At 45.0% G+C, this 25,555-nt stretch carries 21 protein-coding genes and 1 CRISPR repeat array; of the genes, 7 read left to right on the top strand and 14 right to left on the bottom strand.

Annotated elements, in window-relative coordinates:
- Positions 1-15 precede the first annotated feature (15 nt).
- Genes IDZ20_RS08685 through IDZ20_RS08670 form a run of 4 tightly spaced genes read left to right on the top strand, consistent with a single transcriptional unit; the run spans position 16 to position 2,847 of the window.
- The gene (locus tag IDZ20_RS08685) at positions 16-306 is read left to right on the top strand and encodes a hypothetical protein (RefSeq protein ID WP_188151069.1); all 291 of its coding nucleotides are present in this window, start codon (positions 16-18) and stop codon (positions 304-306) included.
- Positions 299-1,363 carry a hypothetical protein gene (locus tag IDZ20_RS08680; RefSeq protein ID WP_188151032.1) on the top strand — a complete coding sequence of 355 codons (1,065 nt, stop codon included), beginning with the start codon at positions 299-301 and terminating at the stop codon, positions 1,361-1,363. Before IDZ20_RS08685 ends, IDZ20_RS08680 begins: the two co-directional genes overlap by 8 nt.
- Positions 1,364-1,418: 55 nt before the next feature.
- Complete coding sequence (locus IDZ20_RS08675; protein WP_188151031.1) at positions 1,419-2,249, top strand: AHH domain-containing protein; 831 nt, start codon at positions 1,419-1,421, stop codon at positions 2,247-2,249.
- 28 nt (positions 2,250-2,277) lie between these two features.
- On the top strand, positions 2,278-2,847 hold the full coding sequence (locus IDZ20_RS08670) for an imm11 family protein (RefSeq protein ID WP_188151030.1): 570 nt from the start codon (positions 2,278-2,280) through the stop codon (positions 2,845-2,847).
- 29 nt (positions 2,848-2,876) lie between these two features.
- Here IDZ20_RS08670 and IDZ20_RS08665 read toward each other — a convergent pair whose 3' ends face one another.
- The 6 genes from IDZ20_RS08665 to IDZ20_RS08640 form a co-directional block, all read right to left on the bottom strand.
- Positions 2,877-4,136 carry a TIGR02270 family protein gene (locus IDZ20_RS08665; RefSeq protein ID WP_188151029.1) on the bottom strand — a complete coding sequence of 420 codons (1,260 nt, stop codon included), beginning with the start codon at positions 4,134-4,136 and terminating at the stop codon, positions 2,877-2,879.
- 13 nt (positions 4,137-4,149) lie between these two features.
- Entirely contained in the window at positions 4,150-4,530 is a 381-nt protein-coding gene (locus tag IDZ20_RS08660; protein WP_188151028.1) for a DUF4150 domain-containing protein, read from the bottom strand.
- Positions 4,531-4,593: 63 nt separating this feature from the next.
- A complete protein-coding gene (locus IDZ20_RS08655) occupies positions 4,594-5,586 on the bottom strand; it encodes a DUF2169 family type VI secretion system accessory protein (RefSeq protein WP_188151027.1) in 993 nt (330 codons plus the stop codon).
- 3 nt (positions 5,587-5,589) lie between these two features.
- Positions 5,590-6,144, bottom strand: a complete 555-nt coding sequence (locus IDZ20_RS08650; protein WP_188151026.1) for a DUF6484 domain-containing protein — start codon at positions 6,142-6,144, stop codon at positions 5,590-5,592.
- 23 nt (positions 6,145-6,167) lie between these two features.
- A complete protein-coding gene (locus IDZ20_RS08645; protein ID WP_188151025.1) occupies positions 6,168-8,201 on the bottom strand; it encodes a type VI secretion system Vgr family protein in 2,034 nt (677 codons plus the stop codon).
- Between the two features lie 214 nt (positions 8,202-8,415).
- Positions 8,416-8,898: an Hcp family type VI secretion system effector gene (locus tag IDZ20_RS08640; protein ID WP_188151024.1), complete on the bottom strand. Its 483-nt coding sequence runs from the start codon at positions 8,896-8,898 to the stop codon at positions 8,416-8,418.
- A gap of 561 nt (positions 8,899-9,459) precedes the next feature.
- Here IDZ20_RS08640 and IDZ20_RS16415 point away from each other — a divergent pair.
- The 3 genes from IDZ20_RS16415 (at position 9,460) to ppk2 (ending at position 11,541) form a co-directional block, all read left to right on the top strand.
- Positions 9,460-9,849 carry an antitoxin Xre/MbcA/ParS toxin-binding domain-containing protein gene (locus IDZ20_RS16415; protein WP_188151023.1) on the top strand — a complete coding sequence of 130 codons (390 nt, stop codon included), beginning with the start codon at positions 9,460-9,462 and terminating at the stop codon, positions 9,847-9,849.
- A 32-nt stretch (positions 9,850-9,881) separates the two neighbouring features.
- Positions 9,882-10,631: an RES family NAD+ phosphorylase gene (locus IDZ20_RS08630; protein WP_188151022.1), complete on the top strand. Its 750-nt coding sequence runs from the start codon at positions 9,882-9,884 to the stop codon at positions 10,629-10,631.
- A gap of 112 nt (positions 10,632-10,743) precedes the next feature.
- A complete protein-coding gene (ppk2, locus tag IDZ20_RS08625) occupies positions 10,744-11,541 on the top strand; it encodes a polyphosphate kinase 2 (protein WP_188151021.1) in 798 nt (265 codons plus the stop codon).
- A 74-nt stretch (positions 11,542-11,615) separates the two neighbouring features.
- On the opposite strand, the gene IDZ20_RS08620 is transcribed toward ppk2, so the two are convergent.
- The 8 genes from IDZ20_RS08620 to cas1f all read right to left on the bottom strand — a co-directional run bounded on the left by IDZ20_RS08620 (position 11,616) and on the right by cas1f (position 25,502).
- Positions 11,616-12,164 carry an imm11 family protein gene (locus IDZ20_RS08620; protein WP_188151020.1) on the bottom strand — a complete coding sequence of 183 codons (549 nt, stop codon included), beginning with the start codon at positions 12,162-12,164 and terminating at the stop codon, positions 11,616-11,618.
- A 98-nt stretch (positions 12,165-12,262) separates the two neighbouring features.
- On the bottom strand, positions 12,263-13,168 hold the full coding sequence (locus IDZ20_RS08615; RefSeq protein ID WP_188151019.1) for an AHH domain-containing protein: 906 nt from the start codon (positions 13,166-13,168) through the stop codon (positions 12,263-12,265).
- A gap of 178 nt (positions 13,169-13,346) precedes the next feature.
- Positions 13,347-16,613: a CRISPR direct-repeat array (repeat unit 28 nt; unit sequence TTTCTAAGCTGCCTGTTCGGCAGTGAAG).
- Between the two features lie 344 nt (positions 16,614-16,957).
- A complete protein-coding gene (gene cas6f, locus IDZ20_RS08610) occupies positions 16,958-17,509 on the bottom strand; it encodes a type I-F CRISPR-associated endoribonuclease Cas6/Csy4 (protein ID WP_188151018.1) in 552 nt (183 codons plus the stop codon).
- Between the two features lie 14 nt (positions 17,510-17,523).
- The gene (gene csy3, locus IDZ20_RS08605) at positions 17,524-18,489 is read right to left on the bottom strand and encodes a type I-F CRISPR-associated protein Csy3 (protein WP_188151017.1); all 966 of its coding nucleotides are present in this window, start codon (positions 18,487-18,489) and stop codon (positions 17,524-17,526) included.
- A gap of 23 nt (positions 18,490-18,512) precedes the next feature.
- Positions 18,513-19,682, bottom strand: a complete 1,170-nt coding sequence (gene csy2 / locus IDZ20_RS08600; protein ID WP_188151016.1) for a type I-F CRISPR-associated protein Csy2 — start codon at positions 19,680-19,682, stop codon at positions 18,513-18,515.
- Positions 19,679-21,172 carry a type I-F CRISPR-associated protein Csy1 gene (csy1, locus tag IDZ20_RS08595; RefSeq protein WP_188151015.1) on the bottom strand — a complete coding sequence of 498 codons (1,494 nt, stop codon included), beginning with the start codon at positions 21,170-21,172 and terminating at the stop codon, positions 19,679-19,681. The genes csy2 and csy1 overlap by 4 nt, the downstream gene beginning before the upstream one ends.
- Positions 21,169-24,540 (bottom strand): type I-F CRISPR-associated helicase Cas3f, encoded by a 3,372-nt coding sequence (cas3f, locus tag IDZ20_RS08590; RefSeq protein WP_188151014.1) that lies wholly within the window; start codon positions 24,538-24,540, stop codon positions 21,169-21,171. The genes csy1 and cas3f overlap by 4 nt, the downstream gene beginning before the upstream one ends.
- A complete protein-coding gene (gene cas1f, locus IDZ20_RS08585; RefSeq protein ID WP_188151013.1) occupies positions 24,537-25,502 on the bottom strand; it encodes a type I-F CRISPR-associated endonuclease Cas1f in 966 nt (321 codons plus the stop codon). The genes cas3f and cas1f overlap by 4 nt, the downstream gene beginning before the upstream one ends.
- Positions 25,503-25,555 lie beyond the last annotated feature (53 nt).

The raw sequence follows: 25,555 nt of genomic DNA, 5'->3' as shown, positions 1-25,555 counted from the left end.
TCTAGGTTGATTACCATGTTAGCAACAAGATATTTCGCGATGGTCGGCATTCTGATAATTTCTATTGGCTTGCCTACTATGAGCTTCGCCGAAGACCGTATTGAGCTGGACACTACTGTCATTAAAGGCAACACTGAATTGCCGAAAATTCTTTACGTTGTACCCTGGCAGGATGCAGGTAATCGACGCCAGCAGCAACAGAAGCTAAAACTCCATAGCCTATTCGGCGAGTTTTTCGATCCAGTTAAGCCTGATGCGCCACACTCTAATCCGATGAAAACTACAGCGGGTGACGCTCGTGAGTAACCACGACAAGCTTTATATTGCGACTACGTCAATGATTACTAGCGTTGGCATCGACAGTGCAATGACAGCCGCTTCGGTAAACGCGGGCGTTAGCGCTTATCAAGAATCATGCTATTACAACAAGTACCACAGGCCTATTACGGCTGCCTGGGTTCCCGACGCGGCACTTCCACCGCTGCACGAAGACCTACGTAATATAGAGATAAAAGGCGACGAAAAACGCTTGATACAGTTAAGCAGTGTTGCCTTAGCCGATATTACTCCGTGGCTACCCTCAAAAACTCCGATCACCCTTTTACTTGCCGGCCCAGAATCCATCCCCGCTCGCCCAACGCCGATCTCTAGTGACATCATCAAATCAATCGGCCTTCAGTCAGGTATTAGCTTTAACTCCAAATCCAGTTGTTTTTTACCTTTGGGTCGCAGTGGTGTGCTTTACGCAATTGAACTAGCCTTCGAGTTTTTAGCCACAAACGTCGACACTTATATACTTGTCGGCGGTGTAGATAGCTATGCTAATACCGGCCTCTTAGCACATCTAGACTCCGAAGATCGCATCGCCGCGGTCGACGTTAATAATGGCTTTGTTCCCGGCGAAGCAGCAAGCTTTTTACTCTTGTCTAAACAGCCACATAAGAGTTTCCTACCTGTCTCTCTCCACCGGCCAGGGCTATCTGATGAATCTGGCCATATGTATAACAACGATGTACCTTGTCTGGGCGACGGATTAGCGACGGCGGTTCGAGATGCTCACAGCTATTCAGATGGATCATTGATCGACGTCATCTACAGCAGTATGAACGGTGAGAATGAATTTGCAAAAGAATATGGTGCAATGTTAATTCGCAACAGCAGGGCATTCTCGGAGCAACTTACTCATATTCACCCTGCAGACTGCTACGGTGATATAGGTGCAGCTTCTGCTGCGGTTTTGTTAAGTTTAAGCGCGCGAAGTTTAAGTTTAAATAAAAATGGGGCATCCCAACAGATGGTGTATTGCTCCTCGGATATGGCAACTAGAGCTGCTATTTGTTTGTCGCGTCTTCATATGCTCTAACGAATTGGCTTAGTAATTTAGGCTTATTTTTTCATCAAACGGCAAGGAGATAAAAGTGACTCAATTTGGAGAGGCCATTTCAATACCGGTTAGTGGGCACGAGCCAGACAAGTGTTGTTTTTGTCCAATAGAAACAAAGAAAAATCCTAAGAGTATCGCAAAAATTGGTAAAGATAATAATTCTTCGACGCTTGGCATCAATCTTACTGCCAGTGGAGACCCAATTATCAACCACTTATTCGAAGATTCTGTACACGGTATGTATAGCGCCGAAGCTCATCACATAATCTGTGGCAACGAAATTTTAGGTGAAGAAAAAGAAGTTGAAAAATATCTTATAACGCAAAACAAGAAGACAACAAAAGGTTCAGAAGGGTATATAGAAAATACACTCCACGATGTTGCTTGGGACGTAAATAGCGCACGAAATGGTATTTGGTTGCCCTCAGTCCCCGATATGTACAGGGTTGTCGACGGCGATCCGGACGTATGGTGGGGAAAACAATCCAAAAAATCTGGGCGGGAATTCCTCAAAGAATCTGAAAAAAATGATATTGCTTTTATTGTTATGACAAAGGTAAAACGGCAGTTCCATAAGGGAAGCCACACCAGCGCAGCGCCTCCCCATCAAAGTTACGTGAAATTAGGGATTAGAGAGTTAAAAAAAGTAAGGTTAGTTTTGGAGTACTATTCTAAAGAGTGCCCCATGGAGGATGGCGACGAGAAGAAGCGTGATAAGGCGCCGTACCGCCCACCTCACAAAATAGCTCACACTTTAGATTTGTTATCTGACAGATTGGAAAGGGAGCTTTGTGGTGCGCCTGCATCGTGGGAATTCTTTATTTCAAAACTGGCATTAAAGTGTTGCCAATGGCAAAACGGTTAACAATATTGACAATTCTCAAGGACTATTTATGTACTATATTTTAGACGATAACCCTTTTACAGAGCCTGACTCCTATCGCATGCGTTCGACTGGATGGAACAAGGATATGGTTGATAGTGAATTTATAAAAGGCAATTATTTAACCGAAAAATTCGACAAGCCTTTTGAATTTGAACTTTGGGAGTATGAACACAACGGCAATGGTATGGCAGAGTACTTTTATGAAGCCTTCCCTGTTATGAGCGATGAACTAATCCAAGCTTTAAAAGGCGCAGGTGTTGACAACCTACAAAGCTACCCAGCGGTACTCAAAGATGTCTCTAAAAATTATATTCGAACAGACTACAAAGTGGTTAATATTTTTGGAACCATTGCCGCTGCCGATATGGAAAAATCTGATTATATTGATATTGGCGGAATGGGTACAATAGCAGTAGGATTTAAAACGTTAGCCATCGACGAAAAAAAAACCCGCAATGCACTTTTATTTCGTCTTGCAGAGTCGGTAACCGATATAATAATTCACGAGTCGGTAAAACAACACCTAGAAAGCTGTAACTTCAAGTACCTCAGATATCGACGTTGCATTGTTGATTAGAGCAGAACCGACGACCGCAGCTTGCTGACCTACAAATCTCCGACTATATTCTTAGCGCTTACGTTCACCAGCGGTTCATGTGCATCCATTAATGCGAGTTCTAGCATGGCCGCTTTACGTTGCCGCTGATAAGCGCTTGTTAGCTGCTCCTTTAAATGCGATCTCTCTATCGGTCGGCCCATAAAATAGCGAGTTCCCACCGCAAAGTTTACGCCGTAGGTTTTCCAGGTTGCGGCTATTTTATCAACATTCGGCCAAGGCAAATTTTCATCTGCATCTAACTCTTCGGATGCAGGCTCCTCACCCGCAGCTTCCATTTGGCCATCTAAATCTGGAATATCAATCGCCAGACCGTTTTCCTCCAGATTTATTCCCGTAATAAGGGTAAAGGCTTCACCCGCAATTCTTGCCATATCGGCGTTGCGCATCTGTAATATTAGCCACGGCACGGCCTGTGGGTCTCCCAATATACCGGAGGCCTCTACAACTGAACGCACGGCATTCTCTGTTGCAGCTAATTCAGAGATGGCCGAGCGCGCGTCACTTATCGCGAGAACGCGAAAGGCTATCGCCATGGCTTTCTGTTGCAACGGACCGGGCGCGAAAACGTATGGTTTTAATGCCAATGCCGCTTGGCGACTACCCAGCAGCATTAATGAGCTTAAAGCGTAAAAACGAATTTCGTCGTCTTCATGGGATAACGCTTGCTCTAGCTCAGGTTTGAGGTCATGGCGCTTAAGCTCACCAACCAGTCGCAAAGCACGGCTATATAGGGGGAAGTCTTCGCGGCAATCTTCGCGCTCAAGAATGCGTGTTAGATATTCTCGTGGGTCTTCACGGCGAACGCTGCACGCGGCGACAGCAAGATGTTTATGAACAAGCTCTTTGCTGGTGAAAAACTTTTTCACCCATGAATGTACAAAAGTACCGGGCAACCAGCCCATCGCGGACACCAAGCCTGCGAAGGTCTTATCATTAACCAAGCCCTTTTCTACCGCAATTTTAATTTTTTCAACATCCATGCTACGAAACGCCGTTGCCGACAAAACGAAACTTTCTCCGGAATCTTCAAAATCACTTGCCGCTAAAGCGATTTCCCAGCCTAAGTCTGGTGAAGACAGAACGCCATCTAAACAACTGGAAATACGTTGCTCCAGCTCTGCCAAATCCTCGATTGTATAATGTGGCTGATGCACGGCGATAGAACGCAGCACCCATAGAAAAGCACCGTCATCCACGAACTGCTCGATAACGTTAGTAAAAGGATTTACTACTTGTTCAGACTGCACGTTCAGCTAACACCTAACCCATTATATTTTTTTTGTTGTGAAACAGCGGGTCACCCATACGGCACACATTTTTGCCTTCAAATTTCACATCAAATGAATACATCATAAATTCGCATTCACCCTTAGTTTTACTGCTGATAATGCCCTTTTGTACACCGGCCTCATCGCCGGTGCTTTTGCTATATACAGCCCCTTTTACCATTGGCATTTTTTTATCGGTTTTTACCGACTTCGGGCCCTTTGAGGTATCTGACGACTGCCCCAAATTAGGGTAGGGGATAGGTACAGGGCCTCCCGGTGTGGGTGTTTTGCAAACATCGGGAAACACAATACTTTTACCGCCGCTGCCTTTATGCGCAATACCGCGAGTGTTCGCAAATGTGGTTTGTCCCATAAGGCTTCTCCAGTGAAGGTTATCTAAGGTCGTCCATCTAGCAACAAAATTAACCCAGCAAACTTAACGCAACAAGCTTACGTTTACATCATTAATTCTCGCCGCACCGCTATTACACACATATTGAGCCTTCCAAACCATCGATAAGGTAAGTAGATTCGGCTCGAAGATTAAGGTTTCCAATTTAAAAGGTGCTGAAACTTTTGTGCCGGCATGATTAATTCGACAAGCCAAGCGAATGCTCGGGAGCACCCCCGAAATATCACCCGCGGGATGCATCCCGCTAATTGAGAACGGCTCTCCGCCCTGCAATAAGCTAGGGTAAATTAATTCTGGATGAGCAGCGTTCATAAAACGCGGGCTGTAATCAACAGGCAGGAACGGTGCACGGGTCTGCTCCCAGGCCTCGTCATAGGTTCCGACATGGGCTACTCGCGGCTGCCAGTTCGGCGCGCGCGGCGCGAAGCATGCGGGCTCTGGCTGATCGAAGATATCGCGAACCAACGCTTTCGGGCACTCCAAATTGGGCAGGGCCACGCCATCCATCTGACTACGGCTTAAGCCACCAGCAAAACCTTTTCCAACGGGGTTACGATCATATTGCTCGATACCGCCATTGGTTAACTCTACCGAGCCACCGAAAGCATTCTCGTAGATCATCGGCAGTGTTGTAAAAGGTTCTGGATTACTGATAAAGCCGTGTTGCCACTGGCGTGAACCAAATACACGTACCACCTTCTGAAGTGAGCCGACACGGAGAGAAACATCTAAAGTCGTTACCAATCGCTGTTCGAGCGCGCAAGCTTTACCGAGCATTAGAATATCGGTACACGGCTTACCCGGATGATAGTCAGACACGGCAACTAAACTGGATGTAACCGGCTCATCTCTATATTGATCCGCCTCCTGCAATGGCGCCTGCTCTTCTAACAACGTCCACTGCGGACCGATTCGAAAACTCGCTTTAGCCAAAACATAGAGGGTATCGATACCTTGCTCGTTCGGGAATAAAGCGATATCCGCAGCGAAAGGAGTGGTATTTTTTAGCTGTAACACAATTTAGTTAACCTGCACCGAACCGCCTAGGATTCGATTTACACCACTAGAACGGCTGAGAACATACTTGCCGCGAATCATTATTTTTCCGGATTTGGTAAGGGTAATACTGGACTCGCCACACTGCAGAACAATTTGTTCTTTCGCGTCGATTGTGACGTTTTTACCGTCCACTACGATATCGGTAGGGAGCTGTGCGGATTTTTCTAAACCATCCTCTTCTGCGGGCTTGTGCAGCTCTAACGGGGCGGAGCTGTAGGAGTCCAATAACGAGTCCAGCTGACTATAAATAAAGCCAATAATCAGCGGCTGCTCGATATTGCCACCAACAAAGACTACCGCAGCCTGACGCCCCACCTGATTCGGCGTCACGGCCTGAGTGGATTGCGCCATTACCGGCTGCGACGGCAGGCTAGATTGTGAAAAGCGTAGCAGTGGGCGCCCCTGATCCAGGCCAATACAAGTGGCGATAACGACTTCGCCCGAGGGAACAGGACTATTGTTAGGCTCGGCTTCAAGCAACTCGGTAGACGATTGAACTGTTTCATTTAAAGACATAGTTAACCCCAGTGCTATCCATACTAGTTCGTAGACACTTTGCTGCCTTTAATCACAACATTACCAGAGCCCTTCACATTAATATTTTTACCCTTAATGGTGATATCACCATTTTTTTTCATAATGATCTGCGCAGAGCCCGTCTTTAGAGTAATTTGGTCATCGGCCTGCAAGGTAATTGTCTTTGCTTTTACCGCGTAGTCTTTGGCAACTTTTTCCATGTGTTTGCCATCTACCGTTTCGGTTAGATCCTTGGCAACACTAAGTGTCATGTTTTTATCGATACTTTCAACATGGTCACCACCAACACTAATGGTAACGTTTTTGCCGATATCTTCTGAGTAGTTTTCACTAACGCTTATGGTCGCGTTTTTACCGATACTTTCGCTGTGATTATTGCCAACACTAATACTTTTGTCTTTTCCAATCGACTCAGACTGATTATTACCAACTGTCTTATCTCGATTGTTCTTAATCTCAGAGGTTTCATTATTGCCAATAATTTTAGTGCGATCGTTGCCGATATTGGCCGACTCATCGTTCTCAATAACGGTGTCCATGTTCTTTTCGGCATGGACATATATTTGCTCGGCACCTTTTTTATCGTCAAAACGCAGCTCATTAAAGTTTTGAGGGGAGCCCTCGAGGGTTGAGCGCGTGCGAATACCGCTTTGGGTTTTAGATTCAAATGGGGGTTTGTTCCAACCGTTATAAACAGAACCCACAACGATCGGACGATCAGGGTCACCATCTAAAAAGTTAACGATAACTTCGTGGCCTATACGGGGAATAAATGAACTGCCCCACTGGTTGCCTGCCCACGCTTGCATGACACGAATCCAGCAGGAACTTTTATCGTCTTTTTGACCTTCGCGGTCCCAAATAAACTGAACGCGAATACGCCCAAACTCATCTACGTGAATTTCTTCGCCGGCGGGGCCAACCACCAAGGCCGACTGTGGGCCTTTCATAACAGGACGCGGATGAAGTTGCTTAGGCCGGAAGTGTACGTCGGCCGGCATACAGATAAAGTCGTTGCTGTAATCTGGGCTGGCAGAGCTGCCAGAGAAATAGCTGGTCTCAAATGCGCGGTGTGTTACCGTAACTAAAACGTAATCGCCTTTCTCGTCATCCGTTGTATGTTTAGCTAAATTAAATAAGCCGCCTGCATAAAAGCTACCGCAAGCACTGGAACCGCGCACAGTATTTAAATCGGCTTCTTCCGCTTCCATACGGATCTTTATTAAATCTTTACCCAGCGCCGTATCGTATAACCCGGGATATTCGTAGTGTTCAAACTTTGCATTATCCGTAAAAACACTCTTGGTATTGGTCGAGGCCAATAGGTCTTTTTTGGGCTCTTTAAAATTGTAGTCGTTTAACGCCCAAACACCCTTTTTAAATTGATAGAGGTGTTCCCAGCGTTTAATTTCAGCTTTCGGGTTACTGCCCTTCGAGTACTCTAAATCTGTCTCTGTAACTGTATCGTAGGCATTCTTTTGGTCTACCAGAATTAATTTGTGCAGCGATTCTTGGTGCACAAAATAGTAGGCAATGCCCTCTTCTTCCAGTAAACGGGAAACAAAATCAAAATCACTTTCGTTATGCTGGACACAGTACTCCCGCACCGCGCCGCCGGTTGCGCGAAAGTCGTAATCTTTAAAACCGTAAGATTTGAAAATATCGTCAACAATCGTTTTGACGTTTTTATTCTGGAAGATTCGATGATTGTTCGTTTTTGATAGGTACCACAGCCACGGCACAATGGTCATGCGGTATTGACGTAGATCGTTACTTTGAATTTCACCGTAGGTGAACTGGCTAACATGGCCGTGAAAGACGCGCTCAACTTCGTTGTGAACAGTAATAGTACCGGTTTGACCAATAATTTTTTCGGGCTTTATATCCAGATCTTGAGATAAGACCTCTACTTGAAATTCAAACAACCCCGATATGGTTTCAAAGCCTTCAAATGCGGTAAGCAATAATGCATCTTTTTTACCGAGCGAAAAATCACTTATGGATATTAACCGGTTATCCTGGGTAAGCGTGCTCATGCAATATCAACTCCATCCGAAAATTTAAAGGTCGCTGCGCGAAAACGACGTCCGTGATCGCAAAGTTTGTATCGCGATGCGCGTTGCCCCAACGGAGCTACATCCATCAGGCCGATATGCTAATAAAGGTATCGCATACACAAATTAAGAGGGGGAAACACCAACAAAGGCAGCCAGAGCTGCCTTCGCCGATATCAACTGAGCTAAAAGTAAATTACTTCTTGCCAGCTTTACTTAGACTGTAACCAACACGCTGCGGGCTAGCCTGAGCGTTAGTTGCATCGTAGTCTGCGTAGTTAACTTCGATTTCGGTGAAGCTGATAGAGATTGCTTCGATAGGGTCGCCTTCAGAGCCAGCAGATACGGAGTAGCTGCTTACTAGACAGTTGTCCAAAGTATAAGTCATATACTCTGTTACCTTGTCCGAACCCGTTTGCACGAACTTAACTTTAATTTTCTTACCTTTAGAACCGTAAGCGCCTTCTGAGAAGATAGCAGTACAAGAGTTGTCTGCTGGCTTGGTTACGGTAACTTCAGAAAAGCTTGGACGGCTTGCTTCACGGTTTGCACAGTTACCTGCTTCCATGGTAATTCCACGGCTTACACCAAACTGGAAAGAATCAACTGCCAAGTGCTTTGCGTAGCCATCTGCAGTTACGTTACCTTCGATGCCTTCCCACTCAAGATAAATTGCCATTTATTGTGTCTCCTATTTTTTTACTTTAAGAACTGAAATAACGGTTCACATGACAGATGCCTAAGTCAATCCCACGCATCTGTTTCAAACTATGCACCATTCACCTAGTAAGCTTCCCTACCAAGCTAGGCTTTCCATCGGATATTCCATATAAAAAATATTAAGGAAAACTGAGGTACTGGCCGATACTATCGGATTTTTGCATAGCTCACAACGCTATAAACAGCGCTTTGCAAGCAGTTGCGAATTACGTCAAATAAGCACGTTTTTCGGCTTAAAAAAGCGTCGGATTTTTTTCCACTTTACTCCAGCTCACGCCAAACATTATCAAAACTCCCCGCGCTCATAAAACTTCTTCAATGCGAAACAACGCCTTCACCAAATAATAAATTGCTCGATAAATACAATACCTAAACAGCCGAAATCACAGCCGCAAACCATAGACCGTAGCGCCTTCTAAGCATTCAGATCAAGGTTGGCAGCGGGCGTCCTGAGGCTTGCAGTTAGGTGCAGCAAATGCTACATTTGGAATGTATTTGAATCATATGAAGCAGGTGCTACATGCGTCCATCCACGGTCCCAAACGACGGCGCCCTCGTTGCCAACAGCTTGCTTGAAGCAAGCCAGCAACTGGGCATAACGCAAGATCAACTCGCGCACGCGATTGGCGTATCGCGTGCTACCATCGCACGCATCAAAAAGCGTACCGAGCTGGGCTATGACGAATCTCCCTTTGCTGGCAACGGCAAAGCCTTCGAGCTATCCCTATTAATGCTACGGATCTACCGCTCGCTTTACGCAATCGTCGGTGGCAACGCAGCAGCAATGAAGCACTGGATGAGCAGCCCCAACCAGCATCTCGCCAACGAAACCCCGGCTGAGCTAGTCCAAACAGCTACTGGCATTACTCAAGTACTCTGGTACCTTGATGCCATGCGCGGCAAAATTTAAGCTCACAAAACTCATATACAAAACTAAAAATCATGGAAGACAACCACCCACTAGCATCCCTACTCGTACCGCAAGTCGGCCTCGCATGGCGCCTAGTCGAAACACAAGAAACCGCCGCTACTCGGGCCATTACCCGCTCGGCAACAGAACAGTCGCGCCTAGAAGAACTGCTCGACGCGAGCAAACCTAGGCTTCCCGATGACTGCCGCGGCCTTTCCTACCTCTTTATGACACCTTTTCGCTACCCGCCACTGCAGTTCGGCTCACGCTTTGGGCAGTGCTTTGAGCGCGGCATATTCTATGCCTCACAAGAACCCGCCACAGCCTTTGCCGAAACCGCCGTATACCTATGGCTATTTCAAAGCGCGCTGGCAAAGCCGGGGCCACTTGCAACCATTAACGACTCGCGAACGCTATTTTCGGTAAAGCTCCGCACCGACCGCGGCTGCGACCTGCGGTCTGACTATTTTCAGCATCAGTACCCAGAACTCGACTCACCCAGCGATTGGAGCCAAAGCCAAAAACTAGGCAGTAATTTGCGAGCCGCCGGCGCTGAATTTTTTTGGTTCAATTCGGCACGTACCAGCAAAGGCACCAACGCCGCCGTGATTTCCCCCAAGGCTTTCGCTAAGCGAGAGCCCGATTCACAAGAGCTATGGCTGCTTCGGATTACCGAAGAGGTGTGCTGGTTTGGTCACGCCGACGGGCGCCACCACGAGTTCTACCACTCTGAATTCTCGAAAGCAGGCTACCTGCAGCACCCAGGCCTTCAAACCACCTAGCAGACTGCTCCAAATCAAATAAATGGCATCTAAACCTACCCGAAGCTCTATGGTTGAAGCCATATCCGCTATGCTTGCCCAACAGACTTAACAAAACTCTAGGGCGCACATAATGACCAAAGATTCCAAACCCGCTCGTCTCACCAAAAAACGCTACAACAAAGAACTACACCGATTACAGGTAGAACTTGTAAAACTACAAAGCTGGGTAAAGCAGCAAAAGTTAAAAGTCGTGGTAATTTTTGAAGGGCGCGATGCCGCGGGAAAAGGCGGCTGTATTAAACGCATATCCGAAAACCTAAACCCTCGGGTTTGTCGAATTGTAGCGCTGCCAGCACCCACCGAACGCGAGCGCAGCCAATGGTATTTTCAACGCTATATTGCCCAGCTGCCCGCCGGTGGTGAGATAGTGTTGTTTGACAGAAGTTGGTACAACCGCGCAGGGGTTGAAAAAGTAATGGGGTTTTGTAACGACGAAGAGCATCGCGAATTTTTACGCACCTGCCCCGACTTTGAAACCATGCTGATTCGCAATGGCATAATATTGATAAAATATTGGTTTTCGGTGAGCGATGAAGAGCAGGAACAACGATTTATCGACCGCACCAACCACCCCACCAAACACTGGAAACTTAGCCCAATGGACTTAGAGAGTCGCGCCCGCTGGGTAGACTACTCAAAAGCCAAAGATGAAATGTTTCAACACACCGATATAGATGAATCCCCTTGGTACGTTGTTCATAGCGATGACAAAAAGCGTGCTCGACTCAACACCATAAGCCATCTGCTAAGCCAAATCCCCTACCAAGACCTCACCCCCGAACCGGTAGAACTGCCGCCACGCCAAAAAGATGATGGCTACGAGCGCACCGGCTTAGATAAATTGCGCTTTGTGCCAGAAATTTATTAAATGTTAACTCGCAAACTCAAGTTAAACCAGCGCCTACAAACGACCTCGTTTGCAGGCGCTGGCTTATCAAGCAGCTACCAAACTTCGTAATCTTCAGTTTTACGCATTCTTACCCCAACCACTTTTTGGGCTACCAAATAATCACGCAACGCATTTTCGATAACAATCAAGCGTGGGCTTTCTGCCAAACGAAATATCGGACACCCCCGCACCGACTCGGCGTTAATCGTAAAATGCTCCAAGCTCGTCGGGCGCTGCAACGGCGGCGCATCCATATCATAATTATCAACGCAGCGAATCAACCCCAAAATATTTGCCAGCGAATAGCCAAACTCAACTTCCTGCGTAATCGAATGAATCAATTCCACCGGCGTATAGTCAATATTATCTACCCCGTAATTGGTTAGCATCTCGATTAGCTCATCGGAAAATAACGTAACCACAGGGCCAATAATATCGCCACGAAACTCGCCACTCGCTGCCGACAACATTAAACGTAGCGGCGCCTCTATTTTCGGGGCGACTTTACCCAACATATAATCGCGCAAATCCAATTCGTCCGGCACATCCATTACCGATGCCATACCCTCTACACGTAAATCACTTTCCAGAACCCAATACATAAACCTTCCTAATAATTCCCCAAACCTTTAATGCACTTTAGTCTGTATGCATTACACATTTCTATTCACTCACACCCACATAACGCCGCCTAACTAGTTTACCGCCTCGCTCGCTTTGCTGGCCGAGAAGCTGATGCAGGAGAAGGCTCATCATCACTCGCTAGATTTGCGGAACTCGACGTTCTAGCTAGGCTGCCTTTACGCAAATCCGTTGCATAACCATACGCTTTTTGCGAAACGTACAACTTGCTCTGCCAAGGTTCCGACGTTTGAAACTTTTCCAAATCCTTGCGGATTTCTTCACTAATATCATCAAGTCGCTTTTTTATATCTTCACTGACATCGTCTTCTTTGCAAATTGGAGCGTCGGGGTCAAACAGCAGCAACATCAAATCTAACAACTTCAAAATAATTTGCGAGTCGTAACCCGTTTGGTGACCGACCTGAACAAGATCATCTACCTCATCACCCCAGTTTTCTGAGGCTGGGCTGCTTTTTTGATCTTCAAAAGGAATATTGTAAACAAACGAATGGTGGCCCACATGCCATTGCGCTCCCAGCTCCTTCATCAGAGCATTGGCCACTACCGTTTTATTCGGCTGGCTCAAGCTACCGTACTTACTGCCACCTGCATCGGGGTACTTTAACGAAAAGTGCGTAGTGGGCAAACCAATACCATTAGGCGGAGCGTTCACGTCGTATTCGACAGAACTAGCCATACGCACCAACGGCTTAACCTTGGCATAACACTGCTTTGCTGAAATTAAATGGTGCTTAGCAAAAGTGTACGCATATTGACCTAGCGCACAGCTATCGTTACCGCGCCGATCGGGCTTGCCGCCACTCATATGACATTTTAAGTGCTCTGGAATACTTACCACAGCCTCGGTGGGTTCATCTTTCTTTGAGGGGAAATCATGTTCATCCTCTCCGCAAAAAGGACATTTATTTTTGTTATACCCCTTTGCCACAATTACACTAACTTTCTCTCCTATTTGCGACACCCAAGCCCTCCTTTAAATCGGCAGTTAAAGCGTCGTTAAAACTACCACAAACTCTCATAAATACAATGAACATATACACAAGCCAACAACTAAACGTCGAACTTAATCGTTGCACAACTTTCAACCAACCTTCATTGAGCTGAATATATAGTGCGGCATTAAGCCGACGATCTTACTGGATACAAGCTGCCTGTTCGGCAGTGAAGCGAGAGTTGGCCTGGACGTGGCCGACGAAGAATTTCTAAGCTGCCTGTTCGGCAGTGAAGGACTCCACAACAAGATCAGCTATTGAGGGTGCTTTCTAAGCTGCCTGTTCGGCAGTGAAGAAAGTGGACTCAAAATTCATTAGCGACGACATTTTCTAAGCTGCCTGTTCGGCAGTGAAGGTGTTGTTGTTCAGGTGAGAGGGTAGCGTTATTTTCTAAGCTGCCTGTTCGGCAGTGAAGACATAACAGCGAACGCCGTAAGCTCTGTGGCTTTTCTAAGCTGCCTGTTCGGCAGTGAAGTGATTACCACCAAAGCCCCAGCGAACCCAGGTTTTCTAAGCTGCCTGTTCGGCAGTGAAGAGAATGAGAAAGGGATTTGCCGTTGTTTTCGGTTTCTAAGCTGCCTGTTCGGCAGTGAAGATTTTTTAGTTGACCGTTCGAAAGGGTTTGAATTTCTAAGCTGCCTGTTCGGCAGTGAAGGACATAAAAAAACCTTTAAGTTATACGCTAAGTTTCTAAGCTGCCTGTTCGGCAGTGAAGCGTGACGGTCATTACACGTGGGTGTCGTATGATTTCTAAGCTGCCTGTTCGGCAGTGAAGGGACCCGTTTTATTACTGAACATGGTCATGATTTTCTAAGCTGCCTGTTCGGCAGTGAAGCCCATCTTGTCCTCACCTTTTTTGATGAACATTTTCTAAGCTGCCTGTTCGGCAGTGAAGGGCTGGCCGTGACAGACTCCCCCGCCAGCCTTTTTCTAAGCTGCCTGTTCGGCAGTGAAGTGAAATTGTTTAGTTTAGTAACTTTTCGTCTTTTTCTAAGCTGCCTATTCGGCAGTGAAGGCAAGATAGACGTGATTGTCATAATCTGTGGCTTTCTAAGCTGCCTGTTCGGCAGTGAAGGGGGCACTGGATCAGTTAAAGACCGTTGGCGATTTCTAAGCTGCCTGTTCGGCAGTGAAGTCATCGATGAAATCCAAAATTTGTTTCCGTCTTTTCTAAGCTGCCTGTTCGGCAGTGAAGCAGTAAGCGCTCATTAAGGCCGCTTGAATTGCTTTCTAAGCTGCCTGTTCGGCAGTGAAGAGAACAATGGTAAATCACTTTCTCACTCTCTTTTTCTAAGCTGCCTGTTCGGCAGTGAAGCCTAAAAATCTCTGTGTCAAACTTTCATCGCATTTCTAAGCTGCCTGTTCGGCAGTGAAGGCGTTACTAAGCGGAATTGCTGCCCTTTTTTTTTCTAAGCTGCCTGTTCGGCAGTGAAGTTTGCGTTGTTTTCGTCTCGGCGTCAGGGTGATTTCTAAGCTGCCTGTTCGGCAGTGAAGAGGTACAATTAAGTCTTATGAGTAATCACGGATTTCTAAGCTGCCTGTTCGGCAGTGAAGGAGTCGCGAAGCTCTGGCGACAAGGCGTTTTTTTTCTAAGCTGCCTGTTCGGCAGTGAAGGACATAAAAAAAACCTTTGGTTGTATGCTAAGTTTCTAAGCTGCCTGTTCGGCAGTGAAGTACGTCGAAGGCGGGGCGCCCGCGTCGCCTTTTTTCTAAGCTGCCTGTTCGGCAGTGAAGTTTTATGCTCATGGCCTAATAACCCTGTTAGTTTTCTAAGCTGCCTGTTCGGCAGTGAAGATTAATGGCGTTGTTATACGCCGATACGGAGTTTTCTAAGCTGCCTGTTCGGCAGTGAAGTGACGATATTACCGCTAGCTGCGCAGCCTCGGTTTCTAAGCTGCCTGTTCGGCAGTGAAGCGCTACAAAAGCAAACGCTGAGGCTCTGGTGCTTTCTAAGCTGCCTGTTCGGCAGTGAAGAAATATTTGGCGGTGGAGGTGGGGCCGCTGGCTTTCTAAGCTGCCTGTTCGGCAGTGAAGAAGACCAGAAGGGCCAACCGGCCCCCAGCTTTTTTCTAAGCTGCCTGTTCGGCAGTGAAGGTTTATCCTTATTGGATTTAAGGTTAGTTGATTTTCTAAGCTGCCTGTTCGGCAGTGAAGGGAAGGTTTAACAGAAAAACCGACACCAGCAATTTCTAAGCTGCCTGTTCGGCAGTGAAGCAGACACAGGTGTTCCAGTGCCGCTCTCTACCTTTCTAAGCTGCCTGTTCGGCAGTGAAGTATGCACGATAGAAAAAGATCCCATGCAATCATTTCTAAGCTGCCTGTTCGGCAGTGAAGCCTCAGTGCATGTATGTATAGTATACCCGTTGTTTCTAAGCTGCCTGTTCGGCAGTGAAGGGTAGATATTGACGATGTATGAGTCGAGCTCATTTCTAAGCTGCCTGTTCGGCAGTGAAGGTTCCATGCGGCTAGCGCTTTTGGTGGCGCTATTTCTAAGCTGCCTGTTCGGCAGTGAAGATTAGAGAATCTAATCGTTTTCTCTTCGCCTCTTTCTAAGCTGCCTGTTCGGCAGTGAAGTTAGCGTATGTCCGTCTTAATGGTTCTCGGGATTTCTAAGCTGCCTGTTCGGCAGTGAAGGGCATCGAGTAATTTGGTTCGAAACACCTTCTTTTCTAAGCTGCCTGTTCGGCAGTGAAGACCGTTACGGTAGGTAGTGGCTTGCCGCTTTGTTTCTAAGCTGCCTGTTCGGCAGTGAAGCACGTAAGGGCTTAGGGGTAGGTCCACATTCGTTTCTAAGCTGCCTGTTCGGCAGTGAAGATTACCTTTGGTTAGCGTATGTTCGTCTCAACTTTCTAAGCTGCCTGTTCGGCAGTGAAGGACTTTTTAGAGCTAAAGGGTGAGCGCGAAGCTTTCTAAGCTGCCTGTTCGGCAGTGAAGAGGATAGCCGTTTTTTTATGTCTAGCAATGCTTTTCTAAGCTGCCTGTTCGGCAGTGAAGCACCATCTTGCTCGGCTCCCTATGTTGTGTCTTTTCTAAGCTGCCTGTTCGGCAGTGAAGGATTGCCCGTTGATGTCATATTCAAGTGTTCATTTCTAAGCTGCCTGTTCGGCAGTGAAGCCGGTAAGCTCGCAGACCGGCCCTGTTGTTTGTTTCTAAGCTGCCTGTTCGGCAGTGAAGTCGCACGTCAGTTTCTGTCCCTGATTATTTGTTTTCAAAGCTGCCTGTTCGGCAGTGAAGATTCCCGTTTTTCAAATTAGCTCTAAAAGTTTTTTCTAAGCTGCCTGTTCGGCAGTGAAGTAGAATACGCCTGCGAACCAGGTTCAGCGATCTTTCTAAGCTGCCTGTTCGGCAGTGAAGGTTGATACGAATACGGTATTTGCTGGCATCTCTTTCTAAGCTGCCTGTTCGGCAGTGAAGTACAAATTATAGCCAATAACCCTAACAGAATCAGAACCTTACGCTGTTTTACCCCAAAAATACCATTGGTATTTCGGGGAAATGTAATCTATTGATATTTATAGGTTTTTTTTACTGGCGAAAATGGAAGGTGTTGGTAGGGGAAAGAGTAGCCTAGCTAGGCTACTCCATTTAGTAGACTAAAACCCTGAGCCGAGTTCCAGCCTATGGCTTGTATTGTATCGAAAGTACAACGCTCAATGGCTCATTACAGTATGGTATCTATAAATGCCGCACCGACGGTATTAACTATGCTATACAAAAATCAACACATAAATTCGAAATCACCGCCGAGCAGCACTCCCCTAAAAGCAAGGAACAGTGGCAGTTTTCGATAGGCCGAAGTTATCGAACTCCCCTTCTACCGGAGAATCTTGCAACTCACCAAACTCGATATACCGCCTATGCCTATGCCCATTAGACGCGCTTACTAATTCAACATAGGGGTTATCTAAACCTTTGGTGAACATTTTTGCGCGATAGGCTTTAGCTTCAGCTTCGGTAATCGAGCCGCGTTTTAACAAGCGCTTGAGCTTGGACTCACTCATAGTGCGTTGCTTACGGGACACCGTCCGATGCTTAACTCGTTCAGGTACCGGAAGAATTGCTGCTATACGACTATAGTCAGCCATAGCGCCTAGCCATCCTGTTTGTTGAAGGAGCACAAGACTCTCATACCCCCCGAACAGACGAAGTACGTCGCACAGAGTAACCCCAGCCCTAGGAAAGCCGACCCCTATGCTTTTACATTCTAGATCGCACAATACTTTATGGAGCTTGGAAAAAACCGCATTCATTAACACTGGTGCTGGCACCTCGGGATCTGGAATTAATTGTATTTCAACAAAATGCTTCATTTCGGAATCCTCTATTATTCCTTACCACCAAAAACCCCGCCTCGTATTAAGTTTGCGAGAACAAAATTCTTCTGTTCCTGTGTAACGTCTTTGTCATTAACCCAAGCAAGCATTAATGTATATAGATCCGTTTTTGATTTTCTATAAGCCTGCCCTCTTTGAGTAACCGAACCAAAAGGCTCTACTGCAATTGGAAATTCAGCGTTGTCATACCAATCATCGATAGTACGAATTGCATTGCCTATTTTTACACTATGCAATGCAGCACAATCATCAAGTTTGAAAAGGACTTTTTTCTTTTCCCCCATATTCATTTCTTGAGAGGGGAATATGTGCTGACCTTTACCCAATTGAACATACGCATCCACATCCAGGCAAACATAGTCGTTTGTACTATCTAAACCCTTAAAAATAGCGTCAGCTAGTAGTTTCAACGATGTATTGTTTCGCTGTGCATAAAAATCATTCAAACGGAAGTCATATCCGTTGAATATTATTGGTTCATTGTTATCGTTAACTTTTACCTGGATACGTATAGCCTCAGCACACACACGGTTTCTCCACAGGAATCGACCACTCGCTATATTATGAGCATACCGATGCGACAATTCCTTTAACCCCTCTTCTTTATATCCAGAGACTTTTTCTTTTATTTTATTTTCAAAATCAGGGTCATTACATCCAAAGGGCTCTCCAAGATTACCTACGATGCGTAATGTGAAGGTAACTTTAAGACTATCATTATCTAAAGGAAGGTTGGCATCATCGCTATCCGATGAAACCGGATTCGGTTTTGTTTTATTTGTATCGGAAGTACCAAATGCACTTTGCGTTGAACGATTTTGACGCTTGGTTATTTTAATAGGGCGCCATTCATATTCTTTTTCCCCCAAACACTGCCAATTACCCGACATCATCAATGCATCAGAGGTTTCTAGTTTTCGCTCAAAAGCCAACATAGTTGGTAGTTTCATACTCATAACATTTTCCTTTTTTAAGTTGACTAGTTTAGATCTAGAGTTTCAGTAATAATTATATTTTCATCGACATCAGACTGTTTACTTTTGCTCGTTTGCTTGCACAAATACCAATGCTCTTTGTACTCGTATTTCCAGAGGCTACCTGCAATATCTTCAGCATTTCTGAAGTTGTTGACACCTCTCCACTCACCAATTGAATGAGCAGCCTCTACAAAACAAACAGGAGTCTCGCTGTCTCGAGTATTGACTATATCTTTGTTGTCATAAACCTCAGTTATAGCCTTATAACCTATCATTATTGGCACAAGATAACCTGTACTGGGTTTGGGCAAATACTCCCAATCGGCTGGGGTTTTATCATTTGGTTCGGAGTAATGCTTCCACTGTTCTAGTGTTGCTTTGTTTGCTTTGGTTTGCTCAAGCATTTCGAAGTATTCCGACACCGATTGAGGGATCATCGAATCGTAAGGAACCTTTTCAAGATGGGAAACCCACTCATGCAGCATGCTTTCAACAAGCGTCCCGCTCACTACCTGCGCGTTCAAATGTGTAGTTATTAGGTTAGATTTAGGTCGCGCCTGTTGCTTTAACGCAGTAAAGTCTAGCCATGCATCCAACAACTCTGCTTCAGGGTTTTCCGCAAGTCTCTTTTCATAGTACAGCGCTAAATCATTTGACCGATCCATTAGAGCGAAACCCGGCAATAGCTTTCTCTTGAGCAGGTAAAATTTATTTTTGTCGGAAAGATCAAAAACTTGAATGGATTCAATATCAAGAATAGTGCCACCAGCTAATCGCTGCAAAAGGCATTGCTTTTTTAACCATTCAGTAAAACGATCTGCCTGACTCCCCAAAAATCCATCGAAGTGAATAAGTAACGATACTGTCATATTCATTTTTGCTTCCTCAATAACTGGAGGAGAGGCTATTTTATTGTGAGAGTGCAGGTATGGCGGAGTTTTGTTTTGTAAAAATCTATCATTCCACCCTCCATAGGTATGCACATGGTTATGATGTGAAACGACCCCGCACCCTGATAATTCGAAGTTATTGAAACTTGACTTTGAGAGTTTACGAGATAGGTTATGAGCAAATCCCAAAAAATGGGTAATACTCGGAAATCCCCAAGTGAAACCTGATACGGCATTCGCATTTTGAACTTTTATTCGGTTCATCAGTATGTACTGGCTCATACCTGCTCCTCCCTGTTGGCAGCCACAACAACTTTTACCATCTCATTATGTTCCCTTAGTTGCTCAAGCATCAAACTGCTCCATAATTTTGTGTGTTCTGGCTGTGGGGTGAATTTTTTGTCCTTTCCTTGTATTTTTCTGTTTAACCATTTCGCAAAATCACCTGCAATCACGCTTTGCCAGTCAGAGACTGCTTTAGCAGACTGAAAGGAACAATCGATCCTATAAGGGTCAAGAAAATATTGGTGCTCTTGCTTTAGCTTTACTCCCAGCTCGCTTGTCCACCCAGCTGGCAGGTTTTGAATGCCTTCGGCATAGAACATAACGCTTGATAGGATTTGACTTCCCCATTTTATTAACCAATCTCGCTTTTTGGGGTCTTTTGTGCTTAAGTCAATTCGTTCAAAGCGTAAAAGAAAGGTCCTCAAATACTCTATATCGTGTTTAATAACACTCGATGGTATCCCCCGATCAAACCATGATTTGTTGTGAACAGGCGGTTTTATTTGATTTTCCCACGTAGGGGGGAGGGATGAGAATACGCGGACTGCACCACCGCGACTTCCATTTAGCACTGAAACATTCTGAGGCTGACTCTGAGTAACCAATAATCGTGCGACAGATGGCAAGCGAATAGAGAGTTGATCAGAGTATCTGTCTGATTGTCTCGCTTTTTGTGATTGTTCATTCGCCTTACGGGCATCCTTGGAAAAATGGCTGTTGTAAATCCTCTGAACCAATGAGGAAGAAAGCAAAACAGTAAGCAAGTGATAGTTATTTTTAACAGGAAAATACAATTGTTTTAATAAAAAATCGGTTTGAGGTTTCTGTGATAAAAATGAAGTATACGTTTTACCCCAGTATTCAAGTTCTTCACTACTTTCTTCTAACCCAGAAAAGACCGAGTAGTTTCCTTTCATCAACTCATCGAAAAGTCTGTTCCCTTCATATTCTAAGAGTAAAAACTTGGCCTGTTTCGACAGCTTTGCATCAGGGTATGTTCCATCGACTATTTCTTTTCCCAAAGCACTGGTTGTCATGTATTTCTTGTCCTGAACACAGTTCCTATCTAAAAAAGATGATCCAGTACTACTTGAGTGTGACAACCTTGCAATATGGGTACCTGGAACCACCCCTTCACTTAGCTCTACTGATCGACACATCCAGATGTTAAAAAAATTATTTTTATTACCTATAAAGGCAATATCTTTTGAGCAATCTTCGATTTGCTCCCTTTCACGCAACACACGATAGAAACCCTCATATGTAGGGCGCTGTGCCGCCGTTACCTTTACTTTAGTTATTTTATTTTTCAGCTTGCAAAGCTCAACCTGTTCATCATTTTTGTTTGATTTTGCATTTAATAATCTTTTTGATAAATAAATGGAAATCAACTCATCTACATAGCTATTTTTTTTATCGCCCTCTTCTAAGCTTTCGATATAAGCTTTGATAACATTTGACCACTCTGTATTTTTATCTATGTTCATTTATCATCAACCTCCTGAAATAACCCTAAATTATTGTGATACCAATATTCTTGATAATTTTGATCGTTATAATGTGTTACTCGCAGTTCCCCAAAACGTCTGCTGACTTCGTTAGTTTCGATAGAAAAATCATCTGCCAACTTCAAATAAATATTAGTCGTATCCAGATCAAACCAAAAATGTATTCCGCCCCCCAAATACAGAGAATTTAGCGTTTCAATACTGATACCTATTTCGGTCGTTATTTTAGGCGGGCACACATTTTCATTTAACCAGCACCACTGCGGCATTGAATATTTACTTTCAATACATAAATAATATGATTCATCTTTTTTGGAATCTCGGAAACGTTGCTGACGCTGGACTTCTCCACACCAATAAGGGTTATTAGCCCACCATACTTTCGCTTTATTCTCGCCAGTAAATAGCTGCCACGCTAACGCCTTGTATTCAAGCTCATTTAGATTGAGGTATTCACCACGCTTATTCACCCTAACTTCGGTCTCTTGAATTCTAGGAATGGCGTTAATTGGCTGGTATTGTTCATTGTCAAGAATTTCAACTAGATCATGTGCCGCTAAAGCCAGATTTGGCATTTCAAAACCAGGGCGTTCAAAGCAAATTGGTTTACCTTTGAGCGCTTTAAAGTTCTCATTCAATAAATGAATATTTGGGTGTTTAACAGGCTCCCTAAGTTCCCTATGGCGAATTACGCGCCCAGCTAATTGAATAATCGAGCGCATAGAGCTTGGTTCGACAATTGCCCAGTCGTAATCATGATCTCTGCCAACCTCCGCAACAGGTGAAGCAAGAACAACAAAAATATGATTCTTCTCTGGATGACAGGCCAAAACATCGCCGATTCCTGCTTCTGTACTCCATAACGACGATTCATTTTTGCGGTTGAGGATGTTATCTAGCTTGTTCTCTATGTGTGACCTTACTGCCAACGGAAAACGACTGTGGTACACACAATAATGAATACAAGTATTTTCAGGCGCATCCATCGCTAACAACAATTGTGCAACAGCGATTAATGGGTTGATATTAGCCATACGGACAAGTCCGATGGAGACTACTTTACCTCTACTCTCTGTATGGTGATGGCAATGCAATGTACAAAGTGATGCATAGATAGTTGTAGCCAAACTTTCCGAACGGCTCTTGCCTTCGCCTTTTTGAATAGGAACAATTTCACCAATGCGTTTTGGCGGATATCGTTTCTGTTCCTGCGTTAAGTTCATAACTCTTTTGTTTATAAAATATAGGTGCTGCTTTTTGAATTTATCTAAATTATCAACAAATCGACTTTCATAATCCGATGCTGTAAATTCATCAAACCAAGCACAACAGATATTTTGATCCCAATCTCCAATGTTGGCTTTTGCATACTGAGACCAGCCCGCCTTGTATGATTCATACAGCGCATATGCCAAAGCGGGAGGCATTGTGGCTGTTGAGAGGAGGACTTTACTACCGAGCATTCCCGCCCAATTAACCAAACGACAAAGTGCTGGAAGATCACCGAGCCCAAAATCATCAGGCTCGTCTAGCACTAAATCGGACGTTAATAAACGTAACATAGAGGGTATTTGCTTACCTCCTGTGGTTCCCTCTGTCGCAGGCATAAGATGGTCAATGGTACTAACAAGTACGGGGGCACAAAGCAACTTATCTATGCGCTTATTTTTGTCACATTTGGTCCATTCACTGAGGCTATGTGATGTGTCACCCCTGAAATCTATATAGAGTTCTTTATCTAACACGTCTTTATCAGATTCGCTGCCCGATTGCGCCTCTCCGCTTGAATCTTGATTAGAAAGGTAATAATTCTCAAACAATTGTGTAACTGATACCCCGCCAACCGCAATAGCTAATTCCTCGTTATTCAGCGCCAAACTATCACGAAATTCTCTACCTGTTTGCAAAGTAAGTGATCGCAACCCAAGAGCTACACTGAACCGTGTCCTACCCACCTGCTCACCCAGCGCGTACATAATTTTGGCATTGGCAATAGTTTTACCTTTACCAGTAGATGCCATATTAATACCAAAAAAACCATGCGTAAGTGGTTCCTTTTTGAATTTGCAAACTAGCCTTACCGCTTTGTCTTGCCATCCGTATTTTTCCCTAATTGAAGTTTCTACATCGCTTGACAGGAAGTCGTTATTTTCTAATGAATTGAGACTAGCGTTTAATTTCGGCAAGGCTTTCGTAATGCGCTCTGCGTGGTGTGCAACACCGATTAAATGCTCATCTAGTTGCTGCTTGAAGCCTTGACCATGTAACAGTTCACTGTTTCGATAGGAGTTTGCATAAATCTTGTAGTTTGCAGCTCGCCACTCATCGTTGACTTTTGGTTTCGCTGAATAGTGATGATCTGCCAACATCATAGACAAACGAGCTAGATGGCTCGTAAACAGCTGATCGTTGATAAAATCCCACTTGTTATCCTCAACAAACAAATAAAATAGGTCGCTCTTTGCCCTTGATGCTGCAATAGTTGCATGAGAAACCCATTTAACACTGTGGTGGGGCAGTGCTTTATCTTTGAATGACCAGTTATTTTCCAGACGATATTTTTGTGTATCTTCGTTGCAGCGATATGAATTCCATTTTGCGTCAAAGCCTTTTTGTAGCCAAGAATCAATACATTTAATATCTCCCGGATTTCCATTAATATCGTCACGCCACATTGGCACTAATGGTAAGCGGTGGTGAGAAACAATAATCCATGCCACCAATTGCGCAAATGGCGGAAGGCTGAGAATTGGATGTTTTTCATTTTCAGGATTATCCACTCCATCCTTGAAATAACGATATAAAAATTCGAAATTGGCATTTGCTAAGGCATCAAGCCACTGCTCATCTGCATGGTCGCCCACAAATGATTGGAATAGTCTTAAAGAAATCCATTCGTGGCGGTATGGTTCAAAACTATCGGTAGAAATATCTGGGTTTATCTTATCTTGAAATAATTTATTGGCCTTGCCAAAATCATGAAATAGTCCAGCGATAGAAGCAGCATGAGTTAGGATTTTTTGAGTTTTCCAATTGAAATCATCTTTATAATGGTCTGTTGTTACTACTGTACTATTCACCGGCACCCTACCCTCTTCATCAAACTTCCTTTTATTCCCCACCACCCATAAAAAATGGCTCCTAGCCCGTGAGCGTATCCAGTGACAACTCACGGCGGTATTTTTACTGGCGGTTTTACGCAACATTTTTTTTACGGTTAGCAGGCCGTCTTCGGTGATTACGGTTTGCCATGTGTTGTCGCCAATGCGGTTAGCGAAGGCGTCTAACACTCTGCGGGTTTTCTTCAGCGAGTTTTTTTCACACTGGGAAACGAAGGTGACCATCATTGCGTGGTTTCCTCGTCTGCGCCCTGTAAAGCTATGGACTTTACTTGGTTAAACATAAAATCCAACGCTTTGTGATTGGTAAAAGACTGTAAACACTGCTGACGGAATTCCTGCTCCGTAGCGTTTTCTTTGGCGCATACGAATGCCCAAGGCAGAACTATTGCGTCTTTGATTAAGTCGGCCACGTCGAATACTAGCGCCCCTCTGCGTGTTTTCCCGTGCATGAGCGCTAAACCGTGTGGAATACCGAGCACCCATAAGGTTGTTGCTGCTAATCCATAGGCGAGGTAGTTGCCGTGATTAAGGAAGGCGTTGGCTTTGTCGCTGCCTTCTCTCTCGCGGCTGAAATCACCAAATTTGGTTTTATTGGCTACGTATTTATAAAGCACCTTAGTAAGCTGGGCTTCTGTTAGTAGCAGTTCGCTCGCACGCTCGGCGCGTTCGGTTCTTACTTTAAAAACATCCAGCGCGGCCTGTAGTTCATGGTCGTCTATTTGCAGGCCTTCGGCTTTTAAGTCTCGGTCTTTACCCCATATGCTTAGCAGGTATTCAATTCGCCCCTGCTGCATCCGCTTCGCTGCTATTAGGCGCTTGCTATCGTCGAACCAAAACCCCAACCATCCTTGCAGGTATTGTGTTGGGCGGTATTCGCTTTGAGCGGTCATCCATTCTATTTCACAGCCCATGTATAAAGGCGTTCCGCCACCGCCACAAAAGCCGAGCAACACACCCGCCTGCGCCAACATACGTACTGCAGCTTGAGTTATGGATGTGCCGTTACCCAGCATTACCACGGTGGTATTGGCAATGGGGATGTTCCAGTATTGGTTGTCTTCTTTGGCTTCTTTTAAGTAGAGTACGCGGCCATCTTTTTGCATTACTCGGCAATATTCTAGGTAGTAGAGGTTTGCACGCTTTGAATGCAGTATGGCTTTTAGGTCTGACGGCGAAAAATCATCCATTTCGCATTATCCTTTTTTGTTTGTTGCATGGATTTTACTAACCCACCAGTGCG

It is taken from the genome of Teredinibacter waterburyi (assembly GCF_001922985.1).
GTDB lineage: Bacteria > Pseudomonadota > Gammaproteobacteria > Pseudomonadales > Cellvibrionaceae > Teredinibacter > Teredinibacter waterburyi.
The sequence above is the reverse complement of the archived record's forward strand: the minus strand, read 5'-3'. Positions and strand labels throughout refer to the sequence as shown.

What these genes read in the sequence shown, in the direction of transcription:
- cas3f (WP_188151014.1), bottom strand. Translation starts at nt 24,540, where the DNA reads ATGATGGTCACCTTCGTTTCCCAGTGTGAAAAAAACTCGCTGAAGAAA.
- cas1f (WP_188151013.1), bottom strand. Translation starts at nt 25,502, where the DNA reads ATGGATGATTTTTCGCCGTCAGACCTAAAAGCCATACTGCATTCAAAG.
- csy2 (WP_188151016.1), bottom strand. Translation starts at nt 19,682, where the DNA reads ATGAGCCAGTACATACTGATGAACCGAATAAAAGTTCAAAATGCGAAT.
- csy1 (WP_188151015.1), bottom strand. Translation starts at nt 21,172, where the DNA reads ATGAACATAGATAAAAATACAGAGTGGTCAAATGTTATCAAAGCTTAT.
- IDZ20_RS08645 (WP_188151025.1), bottom strand. Translation starts at nt 8,201, where the DNA reads ATGAGCACGCTTACCCAGGATAACCGGTTAATATCCATAAGTGATTTT.
- IDZ20_RS08620 (WP_188151020.1), bottom strand. Translation starts at nt 12,164, where the DNA reads ATGTATTGGGTTCTGGAAAGTGATTTACGTGTAGAGGGTATGGCATCG.
- IDZ20_RS08660 (WP_188151028.1), bottom strand. Translation starts at nt 4,530, where the DNA reads ATGGGACAAACCACATTTGCGAACACTCGCGGTATTGCGCATAAAGGC.
- IDZ20_RS16415 (WP_188151023.1), top strand. Translation starts at nt 9,460, where the DNA reads ATGCGTCCATCCACGGTCCCAAACGACGGCGCCCTCGTTGCCAACAGC.
- csy3 (WP_188151017.1), bottom strand. Translation starts at nt 18,489, where the DNA reads ATGAGTATGAAACTACCAACTATGTTGGCTTTTGAGCGAAAACTAGAA.
- IDZ20_RS08640 (WP_188151024.1), bottom strand. Translation starts at nt 8,898, where the DNA reads ATGGCAATTTATCTTGAGTGGGAAGGCATCGAAGGTAACGTAACTGCA.
- cas6f (WP_188151018.1), bottom strand. Translation starts at nt 17,509, where the DNA reads ATGAAGCATTTTGTTGAAATACAATTAATTCCAGATCCCGAGGTGCCA.
- IDZ20_RS08650 (WP_188151026.1), bottom strand. Translation starts at nt 6,144, where the DNA reads ATGTCTTTAAATGAAACAGTTCAATCGTCTACCGAGTTGCTTGAAGCC.
- IDZ20_RS08630 (WP_188151022.1), top strand. Translation starts at nt 9,882, where the DNA reads ATGGAAGACAACCACCCACTAGCATCCCTACTCGTACCGCAAGTCGGC.
- IDZ20_RS08670 (WP_188151030.1), top strand. Translation starts at nt 2,278, where the DNA reads ATGTACTATATTTTAGACGATAACCCTTTTACAGAGCCTGACTCCTAT.
- ppk2 (WP_188151021.1), top strand. Translation starts at nt 10,744, where the DNA reads ATGACCAAAGATTCCAAACCCGCTCGTCTCACCAAAAAACGCTACAAC.
- IDZ20_RS08685 (WP_188151069.1), top strand. Translation starts at nt 16, where the DNA reads ATGTTAGCAACAAGATATTTCGCGATGGTCGGCATTCTGATAATTTCT.